Origin of the sequence: Empedobacter sp. R132-2 (assembly GCF_030324375.1) — a bacterium.
GTDB classification, from domain to species: domain Bacteria; phylum Bacteroidota; class Bacteroidia; order Flavobacteriales; family Weeksellaceae; genus Empedobacter; species Empedobacter falsenii_B.
In genome coordinates this window covers 16,991-37,826 of the sequence record NZ_JACAGG010000030.1, presented here as the reverse complement: position 1 = coordinate 37,826, position 20,836 = coordinate 16,991, and the positions used below count along the sequence as shown (strand labels likewise).

17 protein-coding genes and 1 tRNA gene are annotated in these 20,836 nt (G+C 31.0%); 10 read left to right on the top strand and 8 right to left on the bottom strand.

What is annotated here, in order from left to right; translation table 11 throughout:
• Positions 1 to 75: 75 nt before the first annotated feature.
• The 3 genes from HXZ69_RS12235 to HXZ69_RS12225 all read right to left on the bottom strand — a co-directional run bounded on the left by HXZ69_RS12235 (position 76) and on the right by HXZ69_RS12225 (position 2,185).
• Entirely contained in the window at positions 76 to 492 is a 417-nt protein-coding gene (locus tag HXZ69_RS12235; protein ID WP_286496144.1) for a hypothetical protein, read from the bottom strand.
• A 7-nt stretch (positions 493 to 499) separates the two neighbouring features.
• Positions 500 to 1,213, bottom strand: coding sequence for a hypothetical protein (locus HXZ69_RS12230; RefSeq protein WP_286496142.1), 714 nt, complete (start codon positions 1,211 to 1,213; stop codon positions 500 to 502).
• Between the two features lie 519 nt (positions 1,214 to 1,732).
• Complete coding sequence (locus tag HXZ69_RS12225; protein WP_221854544.1) at positions 1,733 to 2,185, bottom strand: type I restriction enzyme HsdR N-terminal domain-containing protein; 453 nt, start codon at positions 2,183 to 2,185, stop codon at positions 1,733 to 1,735.
• Positions 2,186 to 2,188: 3 nt separating this feature from the next.
• Between HXZ69_RS12225 and holA the strand changes: the two genes are divergently transcribed.
• Both holA and trxB read left to right on the top strand, forming a co-directional pair.
• Positions 2,189 to 3,199 carry a DNA polymerase III subunit delta gene (gene holA / locus HXZ69_RS12220; RefSeq protein WP_219034745.1) on the top strand — a complete coding sequence of 337 codons (1,011 nt, stop codon included), beginning with the start codon at positions 2,189 to 2,191 and terminating at the stop codon, positions 3,197 to 3,199.
• Between the two features lie 71 nt (positions 3,200 to 3,270).
• On the top strand, positions 3,271 to 4,215 hold the full coding sequence (gene trxB / locus HXZ69_RS12215) for a thioredoxin-disulfide reductase (protein ID WP_221854545.1): 945 nt from the start codon (positions 3,271 to 3,273) through the stop codon (positions 4,213 to 4,215).
• 141 nt (positions 4,216 to 4,356) lie between these two features.
• On the opposite strand, the gene HXZ69_RS12210 is transcribed toward trxB, so the two are convergent.
• Entirely contained in the window at positions 4,357 to 5,004 is a 648-nt protein-coding gene (locus tag HXZ69_RS12210) for a 2OG-Fe(II) oxygenase (RefSeq protein ID WP_219034743.1), read from the bottom strand.
• A 123-nt stretch (positions 5,005 to 5,127) separates the two neighbouring features.
• Positions 5,128 to 5,664 (bottom strand): GNAT family N-acetyltransferase, encoded by a 537-nt coding sequence (locus tag HXZ69_RS12205; protein ID WP_306822322.1) that lies wholly within the window; start codon positions 5,662 to 5,664, stop codon positions 5,128 to 5,130.
• Between the two features lie 370 nt (positions 5,665 to 6,034).
• Between HXZ69_RS12205 and HXZ69_RS12200 the strand changes: the two genes are divergently transcribed.
• The 8 genes from HXZ69_RS12200 (at position 6,035) to HXZ69_RS12165 (ending at position 11,857) form a co-directional block, all read left to right on the top strand.
• Complete coding sequence (locus HXZ69_RS12200; RefSeq protein WP_219034742.1) at positions 6,035 to 6,490, top strand: hypothetical protein; 456 nt, start codon at positions 6,035 to 6,037, stop codon at positions 6,488 to 6,490.
• A 216-nt stretch (positions 6,491 to 6,706) separates the two neighbouring features.
• Positions 6,707 to 7,294: a nicotinamide riboside transporter PnuC gene (pnuC, locus tag HXZ69_RS12195; protein ID WP_219034749.1), complete on the top strand. Its 588-nt coding sequence runs from the start codon at positions 6,707 to 6,709 to the stop codon at positions 7,292 to 7,294.
• Entirely contained in the window at positions 7,278 to 8,303 is a 1,026-nt protein-coding gene (locus HXZ69_RS12190; protein ID WP_286496140.1) for an acyl-CoA dehydrogenase family protein, read from the top strand. The genes pnuC and HXZ69_RS12190 overlap by 17 nt, the downstream gene beginning before the upstream one ends.
• A 28-nt stretch (positions 8,304 to 8,331) precedes the next feature.
• A tRNA-Arg gene (locus tag HXZ69_RS12185) sits at positions 8,332 to 8,403 on the top strand.
• 64 nt (positions 8,404 to 8,467) lie between these two features.
• Positions 8,468 to 9,235 carry a sulfite exporter TauE/SafE family protein gene (locus HXZ69_RS12180; protein WP_286496139.1) on the top strand — a complete coding sequence of 256 codons (768 nt, stop codon included), beginning with the start codon at positions 8,468 to 8,470 and terminating at the stop codon, positions 9,233 to 9,235.
• Positions 9,236 to 10,027 (top strand): hypothetical protein, encoded by a 792-nt coding sequence (locus tag HXZ69_RS12175; RefSeq protein WP_221854784.1) that lies wholly within the window; start codon positions 9,236 to 9,238, stop codon positions 10,025 to 10,027.
• 190 nt (positions 10,028 to 10,217) lie between these two features.
• On the top strand, positions 10,218 to 10,832 hold the full coding sequence (locus HXZ69_RS12170) for a deoxynucleoside kinase (protein ID WP_038333632.1): 615 nt from the start codon (positions 10,218 to 10,220) through the stop codon (positions 10,830 to 10,832).
• Between the two features lie 71 nt (positions 10,833 to 10,903).
• Positions 10,904 to 11,857 carry an EamA family transporter gene (locus HXZ69_RS12165; RefSeq protein WP_219034739.1) on the top strand — a complete coding sequence of 318 codons (954 nt, stop codon included), beginning with the start codon at positions 10,904 to 10,906 and terminating at the stop codon, positions 11,855 to 11,857.
• 96 nt (positions 11,858 to 11,953) lie between these two features.
• Here HXZ69_RS12165 and HXZ69_RS12160 read toward each other — a convergent pair whose 3' ends face one another.
• The 3 genes from HXZ69_RS12160 to HXZ69_RS12150 all read right to left on the bottom strand — a co-directional run bounded on the left by HXZ69_RS12160 (position 11,954) and on the right by HXZ69_RS12150 (position 20,771).
• Positions 11,954 to 13,222 (bottom strand): alkaline phosphatase family protein, encoded by a 1,269-nt coding sequence (locus tag HXZ69_RS12160; RefSeq protein ID WP_219034738.1) that lies wholly within the window; start codon positions 13,220 to 13,222, stop codon positions 11,954 to 11,956.
• 76 nt (positions 13,223 to 13,298) lie between these two features.
• Entirely contained in the window at positions 13,299 to 14,399 is a 1,101-nt protein-coding gene (locus HXZ69_RS12155; RefSeq protein ID WP_286496138.1) for a serine hydrolase domain-containing protein, read from the bottom strand.
• A 264-nt stretch (positions 14,400 to 14,663) separates the two neighbouring features.
• Positions 14,664 to 20,771, bottom strand: coding sequence for an alpha-2-macroglobulin family protein (locus tag HXZ69_RS12150; protein WP_286496137.1), 6,108 nt, complete (start codon positions 20,769 to 20,771; stop codon positions 14,664 to 14,666).
• Positions 20,772 to 20,836 lie beyond the last annotated feature (65 nt).

The window sequence follows — 20,836 nt, the reverse complement described above, 5'->3', positions numbered from 1 at the left end:
ATATTTGAAAAAAGGGTTCAACTATAAAAAAGTCAAACCCACCTGAAATATATTTACACAAAATTTTGGACAGTGTCATTTAATTAAATCTATAGTTTCTATTTTATAACCATCATAAAATATTCTATAATTATTTAATTTGTTTTTAATAATCCATTTAACATCATTCAAAACAAAATTATCTTCTAAAGCTCTAATAATATATCTATCATCAATATAAATTTCTAAAAATTTATCATCAAATAGTTTAACATTCGAAATATCCAATGACACTAACTCAAATAATTCATTATTATCAATATTAAAATTTGTAATCTTATTAAATATTTTACATCCAGATACAAATTCTATTATTACTTCAACAATTTTATCATAATAAATTGATTTATTACTAATTGAAAACTTAAACGATAAAATACCCGAATATTCAATTGAATACAAACTTGCATTCAATAATAATTTATTTAGTGTATATTCTATTTCTTCATTCATTATTAAATTAGTTTTCGTTTTTATAATGGTTTAAATGAAATGGTATCACTCCTTTTTTAATCAGTTCGGATTTTATTTTATCTGCGTAATTATTCGCAAACTTTTCCTTTTCCTTTTTCGGAAGATTTACATGAATATCATTTCGTCTCTCCCATTCATCAAATTCTTCATCCTCATGACCTGGTTTTTCTACTTGTTCTAAATAATGCACATAATGACCAAATTCGTGTAGTAATGTTCTATATAACTGTGTATTTCTTGCAAATTCAGGTTCTATTTTAGATGTAAAATATTTATTACTTTCTTCAAATATATGTCCATCATTTTTAAGTATTTCGAATTCTTTTCGTTCATCAACTGATAGCTTTTTACTCCAAATTAATTGTGAATCTTTATCTATAGATTCTAAAATAATAGCAGGAAAATCTTCTTTCTCGAATTCGTATAAATAAACTAATCTTCCCCAAACACTCGAAATAATTTGCTCCTTTCGCTTTGGTTGTCTCAAAACTATAAATTTTAATTCTCCATAATCCTCAACAGGTATATTTGAAATAATTTTTACAATATCATTTATTGAACATGCGTGAACAGAATTTAGTCTTGTATCTTCCACTACAAACACAAATTCATGATTATTAATAATTCTACTCTCTTTTTTATAAGTTGTTAGTTTTTCATAAAAAGATTGGTAACTACCATATGGAGTAGAAATCGTCAACTTATTATTCTTACTAAAACCCTGTTTGGCAGTACCTATATTTCTATTTCTTCTTGAAGGATTAAACAAATTACTTCTTTGTTAATAAAGTTAAACCATTTCACAAAATAAACTACATTTTCCATGTAATACACTAAGCTAACTACCTAATTTACTCAGCAAACTTACTTAAACACTTAGCTGACGACGTTCTGAACCTAGTCAGCTTCCAAATTTACTAAGTTGACGGTCTCTTTTACCAAGCTGGCTTGGTTACGAACCAAGAAAACGAGGTAACCTAACCCCAAATTTGACGTTCCTGACATTGTCAGCTAAGTTCTGGACGTAATCAACTAGGTATAAAACCTCATCAGCTTACTAAAATACAAAGCTAGCTTACTTCGGAACGTAATCAGCTTGCTTCAGAACCACGTCGACTACGTTCGGGACGTGGTCAGCTACGTTTGAAACGTAGTCAAGATCCATTAAAATCGCTCGAATTGACAAATTTTCACATCAACACATTAGCTCATTTTCAAATTATCCTTTCTTCGGCAACTCTTTCAAGAAATTATATCTTTTTTGAACAAAATCCATCATACAATAAAAATGATTCAAACCATTTGTTACCATCAACAATTGAGAACCTAACACAATGTTGTAACGCGCTATTTGATCAAAAGTTGCTTGCGAAATTGCAATATTCGGCGCTTTACATTCCACCATAATAAATGGTTTTTCTTGCTGATAAACGACAATATCTGCACGTTTTCGCATTCCTGTAATATCAATTGCAACTTCCAACGCAATCGCCGAAGTTGAATAACCCAAATCGTTGATTAAATAATTCAGAACGTGTTGCCTAACCCATTCTTCGGGCGTATAGACCAACCATTTTTTTCGAATCAAACAAAAGATATACAATTTATCTTGGGCTTGTTTCAATCTTATTTGGTATTTTTCGGAAAAATTTAATTGTACTAATTCAGTCATTGTATGAGTCCTGTAGAATCTTTGATCAAAGATATAAAAAACAAAAACTATAAACCGATTTACTTCTTGGCGGGCGACGAGCCGTTTTTCATCGATCAGGTAACTGATTTGTTGGAAGCAAATATTTTAACAGAAGAAGAAAAAGGTTTTAACCAAACAATAGTTTATGGACAAGATGTAGAAGTTGGACAATTGATTGGAATGGCGCGTCAATACCCGATGGGTGCAGAAAAATCTGTAGTGATTGTAAAAGAAGCGCAACATCTTAGCCGTTCGATAGATCAGTTGGAAATGTATGCAAATCAAGTACAAGATTCGACGGTTTTAATCATCAATTACAAAGGAAATTCACTTGATAAACGCAAGAAAATCTATAAAGTTCTGAATGAAAAAGGGTATTACCACGAATTCAAAAAGATTTATGAAAGCGAGTTACCTTCTTGGATAGAACAAAAAGTTGCAGCTAATCAATTTAAGATTGAACCAAAAGCAAAGTTTTTGTTGACGGAGTATGTCGGAGCAGATTTATCTCGTTTGAACAATGAATTAGAAAAACTCTTTACAATTGTTGGCGCGGATAAAACTATCACACCAAATCATATTGAGGAACATATTGGGATTAGTAAAGATTATAATGTTTTTGAACTTCGCAATGCAATCGAAACGAAGAACATCGAAAAAGCATTCAAAATCATTAAATATTTCGAGAAAAATCCGAAGGATAATCCGTACGTCGTTTCAATCACAACAATTTTTAATCTGTTTACAAACATCATTCAAATACATGTTACGCCAGATAAATCGAAGCAAAATTTGGCGAAAGTATTAGGAATTAATCCGTATTTTGTACAAGGAATGATGACAGCTGCAAGTAATTATCCGCTAAAAAAAGCTACGAGAATTATCTCATTTATACGTGAATATGATTTGAAAGGAAAAGGTGTTGGAACTACTGGAAATGTGACGCCAAGCCAATTATTAATTGAATTAGTGTATAAAATTATGAATCTATAATTTTCATCTATTTATAGAATCGAGAAAAATAAATAAGAAATACTAAATTTGTAAAAAAATAAAACAACACAATGGAAAATAACGTAAGAGATGTTATCATAATAGGATCTGGACCTGCGGGTTATACAGCGGGAATTTATGCTGCACGCGCGAACATGAATCCTTTGATTTTAACTGGTATGGAGCCAGGTGGACAATTAACAACAACAACGGATGTTGAGAATTTCCCAGGTTATCCAGAAGCAGTTACAGGACCAGAATTGATGGCTGATTTACAAAAACAAGCAGAGCGTTTTGGAACTGAAATAAAATACGAATATGTAACGGAAGTAACTTTTGGAGAAAAAGAAGGTGATGTACATACTGTAAAATCGAACAATGGAACTTACCAAGCTCGTTCTATTATTATTTCGACAGGTGCAACTGCGAAATATTTAGGTTTAGATGATGAAACTAAATACGCTGGTAGCGGAGTTTCAGCTTGTGCAACTTGCGATGGTTTCTTTTACCGCGGTAAAGATGTTGCGGTAGTTGGTGGTGGTGATACCGCTGCTGAAGAAGCAACTTACTTATCAAAACTTTGTAACAAGGTTTATTTATTGGTTCGTAAAGAGGAAATGCGCGCGTCTAAAGCGATGCAAGATCGTGTTGCAAATACACATAATTTAGAGGTTTTATATAACCACGAATTAATTGGTTTGGAAGGAAACAATGTTGTTGAAAAAGCGAAAATCATCAACAATGTTACAAACGAAGAAAAAGAATTAATCGTTGATGGAGTTTTTATCGCGATTGGACATAAACCAAATACAGAATTATTCCAAGGGAAATTGGATATGGACGAAACGGGATATTTAATCACGCAAGATCGTTCGTACAAAACAAATGTAGCAGGTGTTTTTGCTGCTGGTGATGTGCAAGATTCTGTTTACAGACAAGCAATTACTGCTGCTGGATCTGGTTGTGCTGCTGCATTAGACGCAGAACGTTATGTAGCAGAATTCTTTGAAGCTTAATTATATTTTTAATAACATATCAAAAAAACTCAACCAATTGGTTGAGTTTTTTTGATTCTTATTGTCTAAATCGTTCAAATTGATGCCAATATTTATCTAATGTAAATAGAAATTGAAATCTCGAAGCAACTACAGATTTTATTACAAATATGTCAAAATATTTCCTCTGGTTTTCAACCAACCTGTGATACTATATCTTGGTCGATTAACAGTTTTTACTTCGTGCGGAATAGTTTTACTATCAAAAACAGCCAAACGACCAGCAAGAGGTAAAATATCTAATTCTTTTTCAGCCTTATTTTCATCTGCCAAATACAAGGTCAATTGTCCGCCAAATTCATCTTTCCACTCTTCATCATTCAAATACAATACAATAGAAAGTGTGCGTCTATCATCATTCTTAAAAGCATCAACATGTTTTTGGTAAAATGTCCCTTCGGGATAAATAGCGTAATGAAATTCACTTTCCTCAATGCCCATGTAGCATGTTAAATTGAGATAGTCAATAAAATCATTGATTTTTGAGAAAAAAATTTCTTCCGTTTCTGTTTTATTTTCTTCATCAATCCATCTGATTTTATCGCCTCTGATTGATTTTATAATTTGTTCGTTAACCGAACTTCCGACAGCAGCTTGATGAAAATCTTTTTTATTTTCTTTTCGAATTATAGCTTCGCGAAGTTGCTTTGTTTCCTCTGTTGAGAAAAAAAAGTCTGAAATAGAGTATTTTTGATTTGATAAGTCATCAATAATCTTTTCATAAATTGGGTTTAATGTAATATTACTCATTCATTATTATGAAAACTTCAGTAAAAGTATATTTTATTACGAAAAACATAATCATATTTTTAAGTTTTTTTTCAAAAAAAGGACATAAAAAATCTGTCCTCAAAAAATAGTTTTAATTATCAATTACTTAAACCAGTCAACTTTATTCAACTGATAAATAAAATTTAACTTTGGCTCTTCTCCAAAATATTCAATTTGTTCTTCTTTCACTTTTTTACAACCCAAACGCTCTACTGCAATTTGCGAACGTACATTATCAGCGCCAACATGTAAATAAATTTTGTCAACAAACTGAAAAATATAATCAAACATTAATTTCTTAACAGACGGATTAAAACCTTTTCCCCAACAATTCGTCGAATAAAACGTATAACCAACCAAAATAGATGAATCTTGCTCATCATAATCGTAAAAACGAGAGCTACCAACAACTTGATTTGTCTGTTTATCAATAATCTTGAAAGCACCTTTACTTTGAATTGCACCTTCGAAAAAATTCATAAAAACATCTCTTTTCCAACGATTTTTATTTGGGTGCTGTTCCCAAACTTTCGGGTCTGAAGCAGCTAAATAAAGCGCTTCAAAATCATTATCGTTGAGCGGTTGAAGTTCTACTAAATCATTTTCTAAATTGGGCTGAATATTTATCATTTGTTTCATTTAATACAATACTAATTTACATTTTTCTTATACGATATTCATTAAAAATGATAATTAATTCATTGAAAATTTTTACATAAACTTTCTTAAAATGAAATCAGATAACTAAACTCAAAAAACAATTGGACTTTTATGGGAAGTCTATGAAAAGAAGCAAATTCTAGAAAGATTTCAAAGAACTTAATTAAAATGACAACCGAAGGATATACCCTTAAAGTTATTAAGATTGGACAATTAGAACTCTATAACCACAACAAGTTTCATTCAGAATTTTGTAGACGCTTATATAAAAAGGCTTGAACAATTAACAAAATAAATCTTGAATTTTATTGATTATTATTATACGACTAACTAACTTCACAGAAAAAATATGTTTTTAAATTTTGAAGATAAAGCCAGTCTTATTTCTAAACTAAAAAGTTTAAAAGTAGATCAACAGCCAGAATGGGGAATTATGACACCTCAACACATGGTTGAACATTTGATTGTAACCACTAAAATTTCAAATGGAGGTTTAACAGTACCTTGTCGAATTCCTGCAGAGCAAATACCCCAATACAAATCCTTTTTATTAGAATCTGATCATGAAATGCAAAAGGGGATAAAAGCAAATGGAATGGAAGGTTTACTAGATTTACGTTACCATTCTTTAGAAGCTGCAATAGAAAAATTAGAACAAGAAATTGATAAATTCAATTCATATTTCACAGAAAATCCTGATGCTAAAATTGTCAATCCTGTTTTAAATGATATTGGATACGAAGATTGGAAAACATTTCATAAAAAACATTTTACACATCATTTCAAGCAATTTGGTTTGATATAAAAAATACAATAATCAAAAAAGCTTTCTCAGAACTGAGAAAGCTTTTTTGATTATTAATTAGGAAAACTCATCAAAACTTTTCATCTTTGCCTTTCAATGGGGTGCTAAAAAGCTGAGAATATACCCAAGAACAATTTTGTTCTATACCTGATCCAGATAATGCTGGCGGAGGAATTGATGTTAGCAATAACTTCTATCTCCTCATCAAAACAAATTATGATGAAGGAAATTATTTTACACACAACTTGGCTTGAATGGCTAGGTGTCACATTTTCTATTTTTCAAGTCGTATTGGCGAGATTCAATAATCCAAAAAATTATTTATTTGGAATTGCAGGAATTACATTATCGCTTTTCGTTATGTTCAATTCTAAGCTATATGCCGAGTTCACTCTTAATATTTATTATTTAGTGATGAGCATTTATGGTTGGTTATATTGGCAATTTGGACAACAAAAACACGAAATTGAAATTACGATAACCAACAAAAAAGAATGGGGAGTTGTCTCAGGAATTGTTTTAAGTAGTTTTACCATTTTTTATTTAACACTTACACATATCACCGATTCTGACGTTCCAATTTGGGATTCAATCGTAAGCGCATTTGCATGGGCTGGTATGTGGTTAATGGCAAAACGTAAACTCGAAAATTGGATTTTGTTGAATATTAGTAACATTATTTCAATTCCATTAATGATTCACAAAGATTTGTATTTATATGCTATTTTATCGTTGATTTTATTCTGTGTGGCGATTTCTGGATATTTTAATTGGAGAAAAATTTTGAATGAAAATAATGCTTGATATTCCCAAAATTCAAAAAGAATTATTGAATAAAGAATCCTTTAATCAAGTAGTTCTCGATCATATTTATACTCAAAATTGGTTGAATATTTGGGTTCCGAAACAATACAATGGACTTGGCTTACATTTTTCTGAAGGATTAAAAATTCTTCAATCAGTTGCTAAAATTGACGGAAGTTTAGGTTGGTTTATAACTCTTTGTAGTGGAGCAAATTATTTTTCTCGAAATCTAAAACCCGATATTGCTTATAATTTATTTTCATCACAAAAAACGTGTTTTGGTGGAAGCGGAATGCTTGGTGGAACTGCTGAAAAAGTTGGAGATAAATATATCATAAACGGTTTGTGGCATTATGCAACTGGCGCTCCTTACCTCACTCATTTTACATTAAATGCGAAAATAATCGAAGATGGAAAAGAGAAATTGGATAAAAATGGTGAACCAAAGTTTTTGTCATTTATTTTAAATAAATCTCAAGTTAAATTAATTTCAACTTGGAAATCAATGGGAATGGTTGCTACATCTTCTCATAGTTTTGAAGTAGAAAATGAAATCGTTCATCAAGATTATAGTTTTATTTATAATGAATTTTATAGTGATGATTTGGTCGAAAAAATACCTTTCCGAATTTTTGATGATTTAACTTTATTGGTAAATTATCTTGGAATGGCAGAACATTTTATCGAAAAAAGTTTAGAGATTATTCAATACCAAAAACAAACTAATTTTGATAATTTCGTTATTAAATCAACTTCGAAAACTATTGAATTTGCTAAAACAATAGAAAATTTATTGACAAATAATTCTCCTATTTCAGAAGAAATCGAAACTGAAATTCATTCATTTGGAATAGAAACTGTTGAGAAAATCACTCAATTTATCATTGAAATTTATCCACAACTTGGAATTAAAGCTTCAAAAATAAATGAAGAAATCAATCAAATTTTCAGAGATTATTTTACCGCAACCCAACACCGAAATTTTAGACAAAATATTCAACTCAAATAGTCTATTTATCTATATTTGCAAAACTTTTGGCTGCGTAATTTAATGGATAGAATATCAGATTCCGGTTCTGACAGTATGAGTTCGAGTCTCATCGTGGCTACAATTTTTAATAATTCCTTCATTATTTATTATTTCTCTTATACATTTGCCAAAATTTTTCAGTTTTGGAAATCGAGATTTTATTCTATTTATGCATGGCAGCTTTTTGCGCTGGCTTCATCGACTCTATTGTTGGTGGTGGTGGATTAATACAAACGCCATTATCACTTGCTTTTTTACCCGATTTACCTGTTTCAACTGTTATTGGAACGCTAAAAATTCCAGCATTTAGTGGAACAGCTTTAGCAACTTCACAATACCTTAAAAAAGTAAAAATAGATTGGAAACTTTTCGCGATTATGGCGATATGCGCTTTTGTTTCTGCTTTTTTAGGATCACAATTGTTAACGGTTATCAATAATGATTTTATGAAGCCTGTTTTGTTAATCATTTTGATTGTTTTAGCCATTTACACTATTTTCAAGAAAGATTTTGGACAAGCAACCGAGCGTAAAATTCCTTACCACATTGCGATTATCAATGGTTGTATTGTGAGTATTGCAGTTGGTTTTTACGATGGTTTTATTGGTCCTGCAACTGGAACTTTCTTTATTTTGGGATTCGTAACACTTCTTGGTATGGATTTTTTGAAAGCTAATACTAATGCAAAACTGATCAATTTAGCAACTAATTTTGGTTCGATTTGTTTGTTTTTAATCAAAGGGCAAATTATCTGGAAAATAGCTTTACCAATGGCTATTTGCAACGCTTTAGGAGGTTTTATTGGAGCAAAATTAGCCATCAACAAAGGGAATAAATTTATTCGATACATATTTATTTTGGTAATCCTACTCTCAATTTGTAGATTTGGTTATGAAGTAATTTTCAAGTAAATGAAAACCATTTTTTCAATTATTTTTGTTTCTGCATTTATCACTGTTTTTTCTCAAAAGTTTGAGTTAAAAGATTCAGTTTTGATTGAAAATAAAACAATCAAATCAATTGATACTGATCTAAATAATTCGATTTATTTGATTTCAGATACTAGAATTGAAAAAATATTTCAGTCGAAAAAGAACAAAAGTATTGATCTCAAAAATATTATTACTTCAGTTGATGTCAATAATCCACTTCGAGCTTATGTGTATTCAAATTTTAATCAACTCACTATTTTAGACGAAGATTTGAATCCTATTCAGGATATTGTAAAGATTAAATCTAACGATTTTATGCCTGCAGCATTAAAAGTTGTTGACACGCAATTTTGTTGGTTTTATGATTTAATCGGGAATAAAATTGTTTACTATAATTATCAGTTACAAAAACCAATTCTGACATCAAAACAAATTTATTTGAAGTATAATGATCAATCAATCGATAAAATACATGTGTACAAAAATTTGGTGTATTTAAAAGGTCAGAAAACAATTTATGTTTACGATGATTATGGAAATTTCAAATCTAATTTTGAATTTGACACCAATCAGCAACCTTTTTATTTTTATAAAGATGTTATTTTCTATATAAATGACAATAAACTAATATCAAAAAATATTGTTAATCAAAATTTGACGACTTTTATCGATTTAGAAAATGTAAAAAGTTTTGCGTTTAGCGAAAAAAATCTTTATACTTTGGTCGAAAATAAAATTTACACTTATACTATTTTAAATACAAATAATTAATAATAAACTATTTAATCAATTAAAACTAATTACTAATCCTTATTTATTTTTAATTTATAATTGAATAAAAATTCATAAATCAATCGGAATAATTTTTTTCTAAAAAAAGATTTTTCTATGAGTCGCTAGCTTAGATTTTGTTTTGAAAATTAAGCTTTAGTATATTTGCAAACGTTAAAATAATTGGAAAATGCATATCGCCATAGCCGGAAATATTGGAGCAGGTAAAACTACTCTAACAAACCTTTTAGCAAAACAATACAACTGGACAGCTCAGTTTGAAGATGTAGAAATGAATCCGTATTTGGATGATTTTTACAACGACATGGAAAAATGGGCGTTCAATCTTCAGATTTATTTCTTAGGAAGCCGTTTTAATCAAGTAAAAGAGATTAGAGAAAGCGGAAAAGACATTATTCAGGATCGTACAATTTACGAAGATGCGCATATTTTTGCGAGTAACTTGAACGATATGGGATTATTGTCTACAAGAGATTATAACAACTATTTACGTGTTTTTAATTTGATGACAAGTTTTGTAGAAGCACCAGATTTATTGATTTATCTTAAAGCTTCAATTCCTACATTGGTTTCGCAAATTCAGAAACGTGGTCGCGATTACGAAAATTCGATTAGTATTGATTATTTGAATCGTCTAAACGAGAAATACGACAAGTGGATTTCGAATTATAAAGAAGGAAAAGTGTTGGTAATCGACGTGGATAATTTAGATTTTGTTGAAAATAAAGAAGATTTAGGATTCATTTTCAATAAAATAGAAGGAGAAATTAACGGACTTTTTTAGTCAGAAAAAATAAAGTAACTTGCACGGCTTGATTTTAAATTTAATCAGGCCGTTTTTTTGCGTAAAAAATTATGGAAAATAAAAGTATTTTGAAGGGAGTTTTGTTCGTTGCAATGGGCGCTAGCTTCTACGGAATGTTAGCAACATTTGTAAAAATTGCATACGATCAAGGCTATACGACTGCCGAGGTAACAACTTCTCAGTTTGTATTAGGAATTTTGATTTTGGGAATCATCAACTTATTTATGATGAGTAAAAAAGATTTACCAAAGATTGAACAAAAAGATAAAAAAAGGTTGATTCTTGCTGGAACTTCGTTAGGTTTCACAAGTTTATTTTACTATCTAGCGGTACAATATATCAATGTGTCAATCGCAATTGTATTGTTGATGCAAACGGTTTGGATTAGTATTTTGGTTGAGAGTATTTTGGGAAAACAATTTCCTTCTGCCAAAAAATTAATTGCAATGGTTTTGGTATTATTTGGAACTGTTTTGGCAACAAATTTAATCAACCAAGAAGTCGAGTTAAATCCTAAAGGATTGTTTTGGGGATTTTTAGCAGCTTGTTCTTTTACGACTACCATGTTTACATCGAATAGTTTAGCCAATTATTTACCAGCTTATAAAAAAAGTTTGTGGATGCTTTTTGGAGGTTCTATTATTGTGTCTCTATTTTTGTTTTTTAGCCAAATCGGACCTTATTACTTTGATGGTTTAATGAGCTTTTACAACAACTTTTCAAATGATGTAAATGGAATTCATGCATTCAATTTTAGCATTTTTTATACTTGGGGATTACCGTTGGCAATTTTCGGAACTGTCTTACCTCCTATTCTTTTAAACAAAGGTTTTCCGCACACAGGATTAGGTTTGGGAAGTATTGTTTCTTCGTTAGAATTACCCGTTTCAGTAACCATGGCTTTTGTGCTTTTACATGAACAAGTACTCGCAATACAATGGACAGGAATCGCCGTTATTATTTTTGCTATTATTATATCAAATCTGAATTTTAAGAAAAAATAAATTCAAAATGACGAATTCTTATAAGTCAATGAAAATTCAATAACAAAAAAAGCCAACTCTTAATAAGTTGGCTTTGTATTTTGAGTAAAATCTAAATTATTTCACCAAAATTTTATTGGCTAATTGATTTGTTCCATCAATTTTTTCTTGAATTGGTAAACCTAATATCTTCGCAAGCATTGGATAGATTTCTGTATTTGGAAAAACTTTAATCTCTTTACCAGACTTAATATTTGGTCCCCAAGCCATAAAAGTCGCTTTCATTTCTGGCGTTTCTTTTACATAAAAACCATGCGAACCTTTCGGTGCATTTTTGTTTGAGAAATAGTTTGGAGCATGTGCAATCAAAATAATATCTCCAATACGATTGTATCGATCATTCTTTTTATCAAAATGATATTTAGATGGGACATTTGTTGTTTTATACACTTCGAACGTATTATTCTGAACTGCTTTTATTTCTTTGTAAATTGATTCGATATCATTTTTATCTTTTACAAAAAGACTTACATAAGAACCATTTGAAGCAACTTGTACTTTTGATTCATCAATTTTAATTGGCAATTTCAATGGATTTTCATCATCAATTCTTGTCATTCCATGATCAGAAACAAAAACAAAATTCACTTTCAAACCTGTTTTTGCAACCTCATCATTCAATTTCTTGATTGATTGATCTACAAATTGTACAGCTTCCTTTGTTTCAGGTGCATCAGGACCAAAAGAATGCCCTGCGTGATCTACTTCCGGAAAATAAAACGTAATTAAATGTGGACGTTTTTCAGCTGGTAACTCCAACCAATTTACAACTTGCTGAATACGGTAATCAATTGGTGATTTTTCCGAATACTTGTACGAATACGTTGGGAACATACCATTAATAGGCGCTTCCGAACCTGGCCAATAGTAACAAGCAGCTAACATTTTGTTCTGTTCTGCAAGGTTCCAGATTGGCGTTCCTCCGTACCATTTCGGATTGATAACTGCATTTCTATTTCCCAATAAATAACGATCACCAACTTCTCTGTCTAACATATTATTTCCTACCAAACCATGATGAATAGGTGTTAAACCAGTTACAATTGTATAATGATTTGGAAATGTAACAGAAGGAAAAGACGGATACATGGCATCTGCTTTCACTCCATTTTTAGCCAAAGCTAATAGATTTTTAGCTTCATGTTTTTGAGCATAATCATAACGAAAACCATCTGCCGAAATCAAGATAACATAAGGTTTATCTTGTTGTTTGGCATCATTTACACGATTTTCGATTACGATTTGTTCTTCGATTTCTTGTGCATTTGCTGTAACTGAGAACGTTAAAACAATTGCAGAAAATATACTAAGTATTGATTTTTTCATGCCTCAAATTTAGAAAGTTTTATACTTAGAATGAATTAAAAAAATGTCAAATCTTATGAGAAAATTATTCAAAATTCTAACTCTTCTTCATCAACAACTTCAGAAATTCTTTTCCAATAAAAGGATTAATGATATGTTGAAACCCTTTTTGCAAGATAAAAACTGTAATTGTCGCATTAGTTTCTGGCGAATAAATCACATCTGTTCCCCACCAACCACCATGATAATAGGCATTGAATCCCATATCAAAATGATAAATTCCCAAACAATATTTCGATTGATCCGAAGGTAAAACATATGTTGACATCGAATCCAAAATTTGTTTATTCTGAATAATTTTCCCTTCAAACAAATACTGAAAAAACAGAGCCGATTCTTTCGCTGTCGAAGCTATTCCACCACCACCATACAAATCCCACGAAGGATCTAAATCATACGAATCCCACTTGTATTTATCTGCATATTGATGCGCAAGCGGAAGTGTTTTCGAAGGATATTTCTCCAAATCGATAAACCACGTTTGTGTCAAACCTAATTCTTTATACTTTAACAAATCTCGAATTACTTTGTAAAATGGTTGACGCGTTTTTTGTTCAATAATTTCTGCTAAAAGCAAATAATTGATATCACCGTAACTAAACTTTTCTCCTACTTTTTGTGGACTTCCGATTTCCATTGCTCGTTTTATTTGTTCCTCCTTCGTCCATTTATATTGCGGTCGCTGATTAACTAATTCAAAATACGCATCATCGACATAATCTTGTATTCCAGAAGTGTGCGACAACAAATGTTTGACTGTTATCGTATTCAAATCATAACCATCTTTTTCGAGCAATTGACGAGTCTTCTTAGACAATAAATTCTTGATCGATTGGTTAATTCTAACTTGACCTTTTTCTACCAAACGCAAAATTGCAGCAGCTACATAAGGTTTGGTATTACTTGCGATTAAAACCGGTTGTTGGCTGTTTAAAATTTCGTTGGTTTTAATATCCAAAACTCCTTTTGCATAACTCCACGAAATGTTTTGTTCTGGTGCTTCAACGTGAACAATAATTCCGACAGCGTTTTTATTTTTTTCGTAAATCGAATCTATTTTAGATTGAAAAATGGTTTGCAGCTGCGCAAATCCGATAAAAGGAATGAGTACAATATTGAGTAGAAGTCTTTTCTTCATTTAGTGTTATTTGATTTTAAAGATAAATAAAATCTTGAATTGTATGTGATACGCTTAACGTTTTAAGTTGTACGTAATATGTTTTACAAAGTGTAAAATTCGAAACACTAATCTCGTAACTCACGCAACTCATAAATCAAAAGAAAGCTAAGCAGGAATTACTAAACTCTTGCTTAAGAGTTCACCAACTCTTAGGTATCTTTTAACCAAAATAAAGGCAAGATTAAAAATCTTGCCTTTATTATTAAACTTACAAGTTAAAATCTATTTAATCTCAACACGAATTCCTTCGCTTTGCGCACTCAATTCTGGTGCATACATATTCTGCATCGATGTAATTCCGTTCGAGAAATTACCTGCATTATTCGCTTTCAAATCATATTCGAAAACGTACGTTCCTTTTCTCATATAATCTGCAAAGAAATTCGTAGCTGCATCACGCGTACTTTCGTAATACCCAAATTCTCCTTTCCATTTGTAGCCAGAAAGCACATTCACAGGCTCGAAACCACTTGCACGCATATCTTTGATGTGTACAAACTGCATGTTACGATCAACCGAAATCTCTAAACGAACCGTTACAATATCTCCAACTTTTATTGGCGTTGACGTTGTAATTTCTTTCAGAATTGGACCATTTGCTGAATTCGATTTAACAAATAATTTCTTGTTGAACTTGATTCCTGTTTCAGCAGATTTTATTTTATCCAAATCTTCAAAATATTGCCAATACATTGAGCCCCAAGCAACACCTGGAGAAGTTTTTCCAACCTCAACTTTACCCATTTCAGGTTTTATTTCTTCTTTGTTCCAAGAAGTTTTCACATAACCTGAACCAGCTTGAGTATTTTTATCTAAATCAAACTTTTGATTTCCAATCTTCACATCAATTCCTTTGTCTGCATCTATCCAAGATTTACCGAAATTCATTAAAGCATAAACCGCTTTTGTTGTTGCTTTTGTAGAATTCCACTGATTTGTTTGACGATTTTTCAATAACCAAACTTTCATTTCTTCGACAGATTTTTCATCTTTTGTTACCTCGTCAAATGCTTCGATTAACAACGATTGTGTTTCAACAGGCGCTTGATACCAAAACCAACCCGGTTGATTTTCTTTCCAATACATACCCATTTCATCCGATTCTACAGCTTTTTCTTTGATCGAATTCACAACGATTTTAGCAGCAGATTGCATTTGGAAACGATTCATCACAATTGCAGCCATCGCTTTTTGTTGCAATGATAAATCCAATTTTGTATCATTTAGATTCTTTAACATCGCCGTTTTCATTTCTTCCAACTCTTTCGACATCGGATAATCTTCTAAGAAGAAAGAACGCGCATATAAATAATGTAAACCGTCTGAATACGTAACATCCTTGAATGATTTCTGATCTTTTTTGAACTCTTTAAAACGTTTTAAATTCTCATCATCAATAAACTGAATCGCTTTTTTGATTAATGGATTTACATCAATTTCAAATGCTTTGAAATTCACATCCATTTTTTTCATATTTCCGAAACCAGAAACAATATGCGTTGTGATATATTCGTTTGGACGACCGCCATCAAACCAAGCAAAACCGCCATTTGATTGTTGCTTATCAGACAATTTTTGGAAAGCCGATTTCATTTCCGTTTGCATTTGATTCAATTGGAATAAAACCGCAATTTGTTTCATTTGCTCTTCTTCACTTTCTGCATTTTTCACCCAAGGCGTTTCTTCTAAAATGATATTTTTTAATTCTTGGTTCAATTGTAATTTCGATTTCAATTCACCTTTTTTGTTCCAATCATCAAAAACAGCTTTAATTTTTGGATTCGAATTAATCACTTTCTCCGAAATCATATTTCCATATAAACGCGAGAACACTTGCTCAGCACATTCATAAGGATATTCGCGCAAATAAGGCAACGAGAAAATCGCGTACCAAATTGGATTCGTTGTCATCTCAAACGTTAATTTGAAATTATCCAAAGAAGTCGATTTATTGTTGATCATATTCTCAAATTGGAACGATTTCTTTTGACCTTCTTTCACATAAATCGGCAACGTTTCTGTTACCATCATGCGATTTGTCAAAATTGGTAAAGCTGATTCTTCTCCATCAGAAAAATCTCCAGCCGAAGCCACCACGCGATAAACAACCGCTTGTACATTTTTCGGAACATTAATTGTCCACGTCACTTGATCCGAACTTCCTTTTACAACAGAGAAATTCTGAACTGCATTTGTCAACTTGAATTGCGCATCAATTGATTGATTGGTAAACGCATCAAACAACATCAACTTTGCAGAACCATTTAATACTTTATCTGATAAATTATTAATCTTAGATGAAACCGAAATTTGATCGCCTTCACGTAAGAAACGTGGCATATTTGGCACAACCATCAAATCTTTTTGCGTGCGAACATTCTGCTCTAAATAACCTGTTTTAAGATCTGGCGTATGCGCAATCGCCATAAATTTCCATTCCGTTAAACTTTCTGGTGTTGTAAATTCTATAATTACATTTCCTTTTGCATCTGTTTTTAAATTTGGATAAAAGAAGGCTGTTTCATTTAGATTTGTGCGCGCTTTTACGTTATCCAATGCTGTATTTGTTCCTTTTTTAGTTATAATTACCACTACTCCATTTACTCCTCTTGCTCCATATAAAGCAGTCGCTTCTCCTTCTTTCAATACATTCATAGACTGAATATCATCTGAATTAAGTTCTGGCATTATATCATACACAACTCCATCTACAACATAAAGTGCATTTGAAATTTCGGCAGAAGAAACTCCACGAACTGTTACATTTGCAGAAGCTCCAGGTTCTCCTGCTTGAGTTGAATAACCTAACGATTTCTTATCTCTTGTAATTCCTAAAGCTGTTACAACAGAACCTTCTAAACTTACATCAGCAGCAGCCCCCATTTGTACCTCAACATGAATTTCATTTTCTGATACTTCTTTTATTTTTACACCTGGCGCAACAGACTTCATCATCATACGATTCATGCGATATTGATTGAAACCAAAATCAAATAAATTAAGGTCTAATCCTGCATATCCTCTTGCATAAAAATCATAATTTGTACGATAATAAATTGCTCGAGATTGATTTGTTATATAAAATTGATATAGATTAAAAGGGTTATTTCTTCTTGAATTTGTAAAATCATACACATTAAAATCTAATGAATTTGACGCAAATTGATCCAACGAAGCGTCGTACATACTTGTTAAAACCTCAGCTGAAACTTTATCTTTATTTGGTCCTTCAATTTTTAGTTGCCATTTTTCTTTTGCACCTGGCGTCAATTTATCACGTAAAACTTCAGCCGTAACTTTCAGTTGTTTATTGGTAAACGGAACTGCCAAATTAAGACTTCCTGTTTGCACATCATTGAATTTCGTCATGGCATAATTCACATAAATTCCACCGCGATATTCTTCTTTAATTGGAATTTCGACTACAGATTTTTTACTCAAATCCAAAAAACCTTTCTCAATAATTGTTTGATTCGCCTCTACTTCATAATACACAAATGTATTTTTAGAACCCGATTTGAACTCAATTTTTGCAACATCTTTTGGTTCGAAAGTCAATTTATTAGGCGAAACTGCTAAAAGTGTTTTAATTGCATTTGCTTTCTTTTCATTCGAAACATAAATCAATTTATCCACTTCCACTTTTTGTGTTCCGTCCATCACAAAACCTTTTACAACATAATAACCTTCTTCTAAATTTGAAGCTTGATTAAATTTAATTTCATCAGAAATTTTTGTATCAAAATCACTTTCAAAAACCTTTTGATTTGTTGTCCACGTTTTTGGATTCATTTCGTCACCATAAGGTTCATTCGGAAATATTTTTTTGAATTCTTCTTTCGAATAAATATTATAATCTGTTGTAAATTTTTGACGACGAACTATTTCTTTTGGTGCATTTAACGAATAAATTTCGACGTGTCCTTTTCCATCTAATTTTTCATCATTCAAGTTTTTCACTTCAATTTTGAAAGCTTTCAAATCATCTACTTTAGCTTTCTCAGAAATAGCAATATTTAACGATATTCTTGTGTCTCCAACTTTTACGGAAGAAGATTCTGATTGCGTTTCTCCATTGATATCCGTTGCATTTACTTCAATAAAATAATTGTAGGTTCTTACCTCATCTTTCTTTTTCTCCGAAGCTGGTTTTGCTACAAATTCAAAGTTAAATTTTCCTTCCGCATCTGTTGTTGTATCTCCAAACGTAATTTCTTCTCGTTCTCCACGACCTGCTGGAATTGAGCGATACCAAGGCCAAAATGTAAAAATTTCTTGACGATAAACACGATACGAAACTTTAGCATTATCGATATTAGCACCAGAAAAAGCAATCGCCTTTCCTTCTACTTTTACCTTGTCGTTTAAACTATAAACACCTTTATTTTTCTCTATTTCTACTTTGAATTTTGGACGTTTATATTCTTCCACTTTGAATGAATAATAACCGTCTTCATTAATAGCTCTGATCGAAAAGTTACCTGTTAAAGCAGAACTTGGCAAAATAAAACTTCCATTTACAGATCCAAATTCATTAGTTGTTAAATCTATTTTAGAAAGCTCTTTATTGTTAACATCATATAAAGCAATCGTCAATTTAGAATTTGGAATGATATTTCGAGTTTTATCTTTCGATAAATAATAAATTCCTTTGAAATAAACCGTTTGTCCAGGACGATAAATCGCACGATCTGTGAAAATCTTGACAGAAGAATCATCATCTTCATCATCACGATCATAATCGTAGTAATACGTTGAATAAATAGTATGTTCGTCTTTCACACGATATTGAAGATTTCTCCAGCCCGAAGGAATTGTTATTATTCCATCTTTATCCGATGTTAAAGTTTTTGTTTCCTTTTTATTATAATTTGTCAAATTAGAAAACTCAACCGCAACATTACTTTCTGGTTTTCCAGTTTCACGATTCACAACCGACAATTTATCATTTAAAGAATTTATCGCATATTTCGAAACCATTACATCTAAATAATCAATATCGTCTTTTGTGTTGATTCTGAATTCAGAATTATTCGAAAAAAGGACAATATAACGACCAGATTTTAGTGGATTTAATTTAACAATTGTCGAATGATTTTGATAATCTTCAAACGATTTAACATCAATTGCATATTGATCAACAACCTTTAAACTATTCAGAAATTTTTGCGCTTCTGCAATTCTATTTTCGTTGTAAACATTTAACGCTTGTATTTTATCTTTTCCATCAAAACCTTCATTATAAGCGAAAATTCTCACAAAAACTTGCGACAAATTTTTATGCGTTAATTGAATTGGTGTATTCTGATTTTCGTTAATATATCGCTCTGCTTGTACACTTAATTCTTGCGATTTTATCTTCGAAACTAAATTATTTATATTCTCTAATTCCTCCGAATTTGGATAAAGCTTCGCAACTTTTTGTTGTAGTTCAAAAATCTTATTTACGTTCGCCAATTTATCTTCTTGCAAACCATAATAATCTGTCGCTAAAGTTGCATACACATAAGACGAATACCATGCTTTTGGATATTTTGTTGCTAAAAATTCTTTTTGTTTAATAATTTCTTGAACCGAAGTCGAACCTCGGTTTGAATCAATTAAAATCAATTCATTGTACAAAACAGCATTTTCGTTATTTTTTTGTTTATTAATCTCAACTAAATCAGAAAGCAATTGATTTGCTTTATCTTTTTCATCATTCTCATTCAGATAATTGATATAATTTCTTGCTAAAACATCATACAATGTTGGCGTTAAATCAAATTGTTGTTGCGCATTTTTCTTATCATTTGCAATATTCAAAATCATTTTATAATCTTGAGATTTTGCATTTATTAATTCATTTTTTGGTTGAATTGATTTCGAAAAATAATCATTAATTGTTTTCTTAAAAGTATCTTCTGTCCAAAATCTCACATCATTTGTAGCTTGATTTTCGACATTTGTACGACTATTGATTTTCCAACGATTTTCGTTGTAATACAATTGATATAACTCAGCTAAATATGAATAAACAATCGCATTATTTACAATTGATTTTTCATCTAAATCCTTTTTAAACAAATCAAAAACGAAGTTTACATCATCTGTTTCATCAGAAGTTGCGACTTTTATTTTTGCTTCATAAAACAAAGCTTTCAGATAACTTTGTTGATTATTTTGCTTTTTTGATAACGTTTTAAGTTCATCAATTTTTGGTTGGATAGATTTGAATTGACCATTTTGCATTTGTTGGTCAATTTCCTTCCACTTTTGATCAATCGTTGGGGATTGAGCCATAAGCATCGAATTGGTTAAAATTAATAATAAAAACAGTAGCTGTTTCATAGATTCTTTCTTTTATCAGTAGATGCAAGTTACGGAAAAATGGTTGGTTGAGGAAGTTAAAAAAT

What these genes read in the sequence shown, in the direction of transcription:
- HXZ69_RS12235 (WP_286496144.1), bottom strand. Translation starts at nt 492, where the DNA reads ATGAATGAAGAAATAGAATATACACTAAATAAATTATTATTGAATGCA.
- HXZ69_RS12225 (WP_221854544.1), bottom strand. Translation starts at nt 2,185, where the DNA reads ATGACTGAATTAGTACAATTAAATTTTTCCGAAAAATACCAAATAAGA.
- holA (WP_219034745.1), top strand. Translation starts at nt 2,189, where the DNA reads ATGAGTCCTGTAGAATCTTTGATCAAAGATATAAAAAACAAAAACTAT.
- trxB (WP_221854545.1), top strand. Translation starts at nt 3,271, where the DNA reads ATGGAAAATAACGTAAGAGATGTTATCATAATAGGATCTGGACCTGCG.
- HXZ69_RS12210 (WP_219034743.1), bottom strand. Translation starts at nt 5,004, where the DNA reads ATGAGTAATATTACATTAAACCCAATTTATGAAAAGATTATTGATGAC.
- HXZ69_RS12205 (WP_306822322.1), bottom strand. Translation starts at nt 5,664, where the DNA reads ATGAAACAAATGATAAATATTCAGCCCAATTTAGAAAATGATTTAGTA.
- HXZ69_RS12200 (WP_219034742.1), top strand. Translation starts at nt 6,035, where the DNA reads ATGTTTTTAAATTTTGAAGATAAAGCCAGTCTTATTTCTAAACTAAAA.
- pnuC (WP_219034749.1), top strand. Translation starts at nt 6,707, where the DNA reads ATGATGAAGGAAATTATTTTACACACAACTTGGCTTGAATGGCTAGGT.
- HXZ69_RS12190 (WP_286496140.1), top strand. Translation starts at nt 7,278, where the DNA reads ATGAAAATAATGCTTGATATTCCCAAAATTCAAAAAGAATTATTGAAT.
- HXZ69_RS12175 (WP_221854784.1), top strand. Translation starts at nt 9,236, where the DNA reads ATGAAAACCATTTTTTCAATTATTTTTGTTTCTGCATTTATCACTGTT.
- HXZ69_RS12170 (WP_038333632.1), top strand. Translation starts at nt 10,218, where the DNA reads ATGCATATCGCCATAGCCGGAAATATTGGAGCAGGTAAAACTACTCTA.
- HXZ69_RS12165 (WP_219034739.1), top strand. Translation starts at nt 10,904, where the DNA reads ATGGAAAATAAAAGTATTTTGAAGGGAGTTTTGTTCGTTGCAATGGGC.
- HXZ69_RS12160 (WP_219034738.1), bottom strand. Translation starts at nt 13,222, where the DNA reads ATGAAAAAATCAATACTTAGTATATTTTCTGCAATTGTTTTAACGTTC.
- HXZ69_RS12155 (WP_286496138.1), bottom strand. Translation starts at nt 14,399, where the DNA reads ATGAAGAAAAGACTTCTACTCAATATTGTACTCATTCCTTTTATCGGA.
- HXZ69_RS12150 (WP_286496137.1), bottom strand. Translation starts at nt 20,771, where the DNA reads ATGAAACAGCTACTGTTTTTATTATTAATTTTAACCAATTCGATGCTT.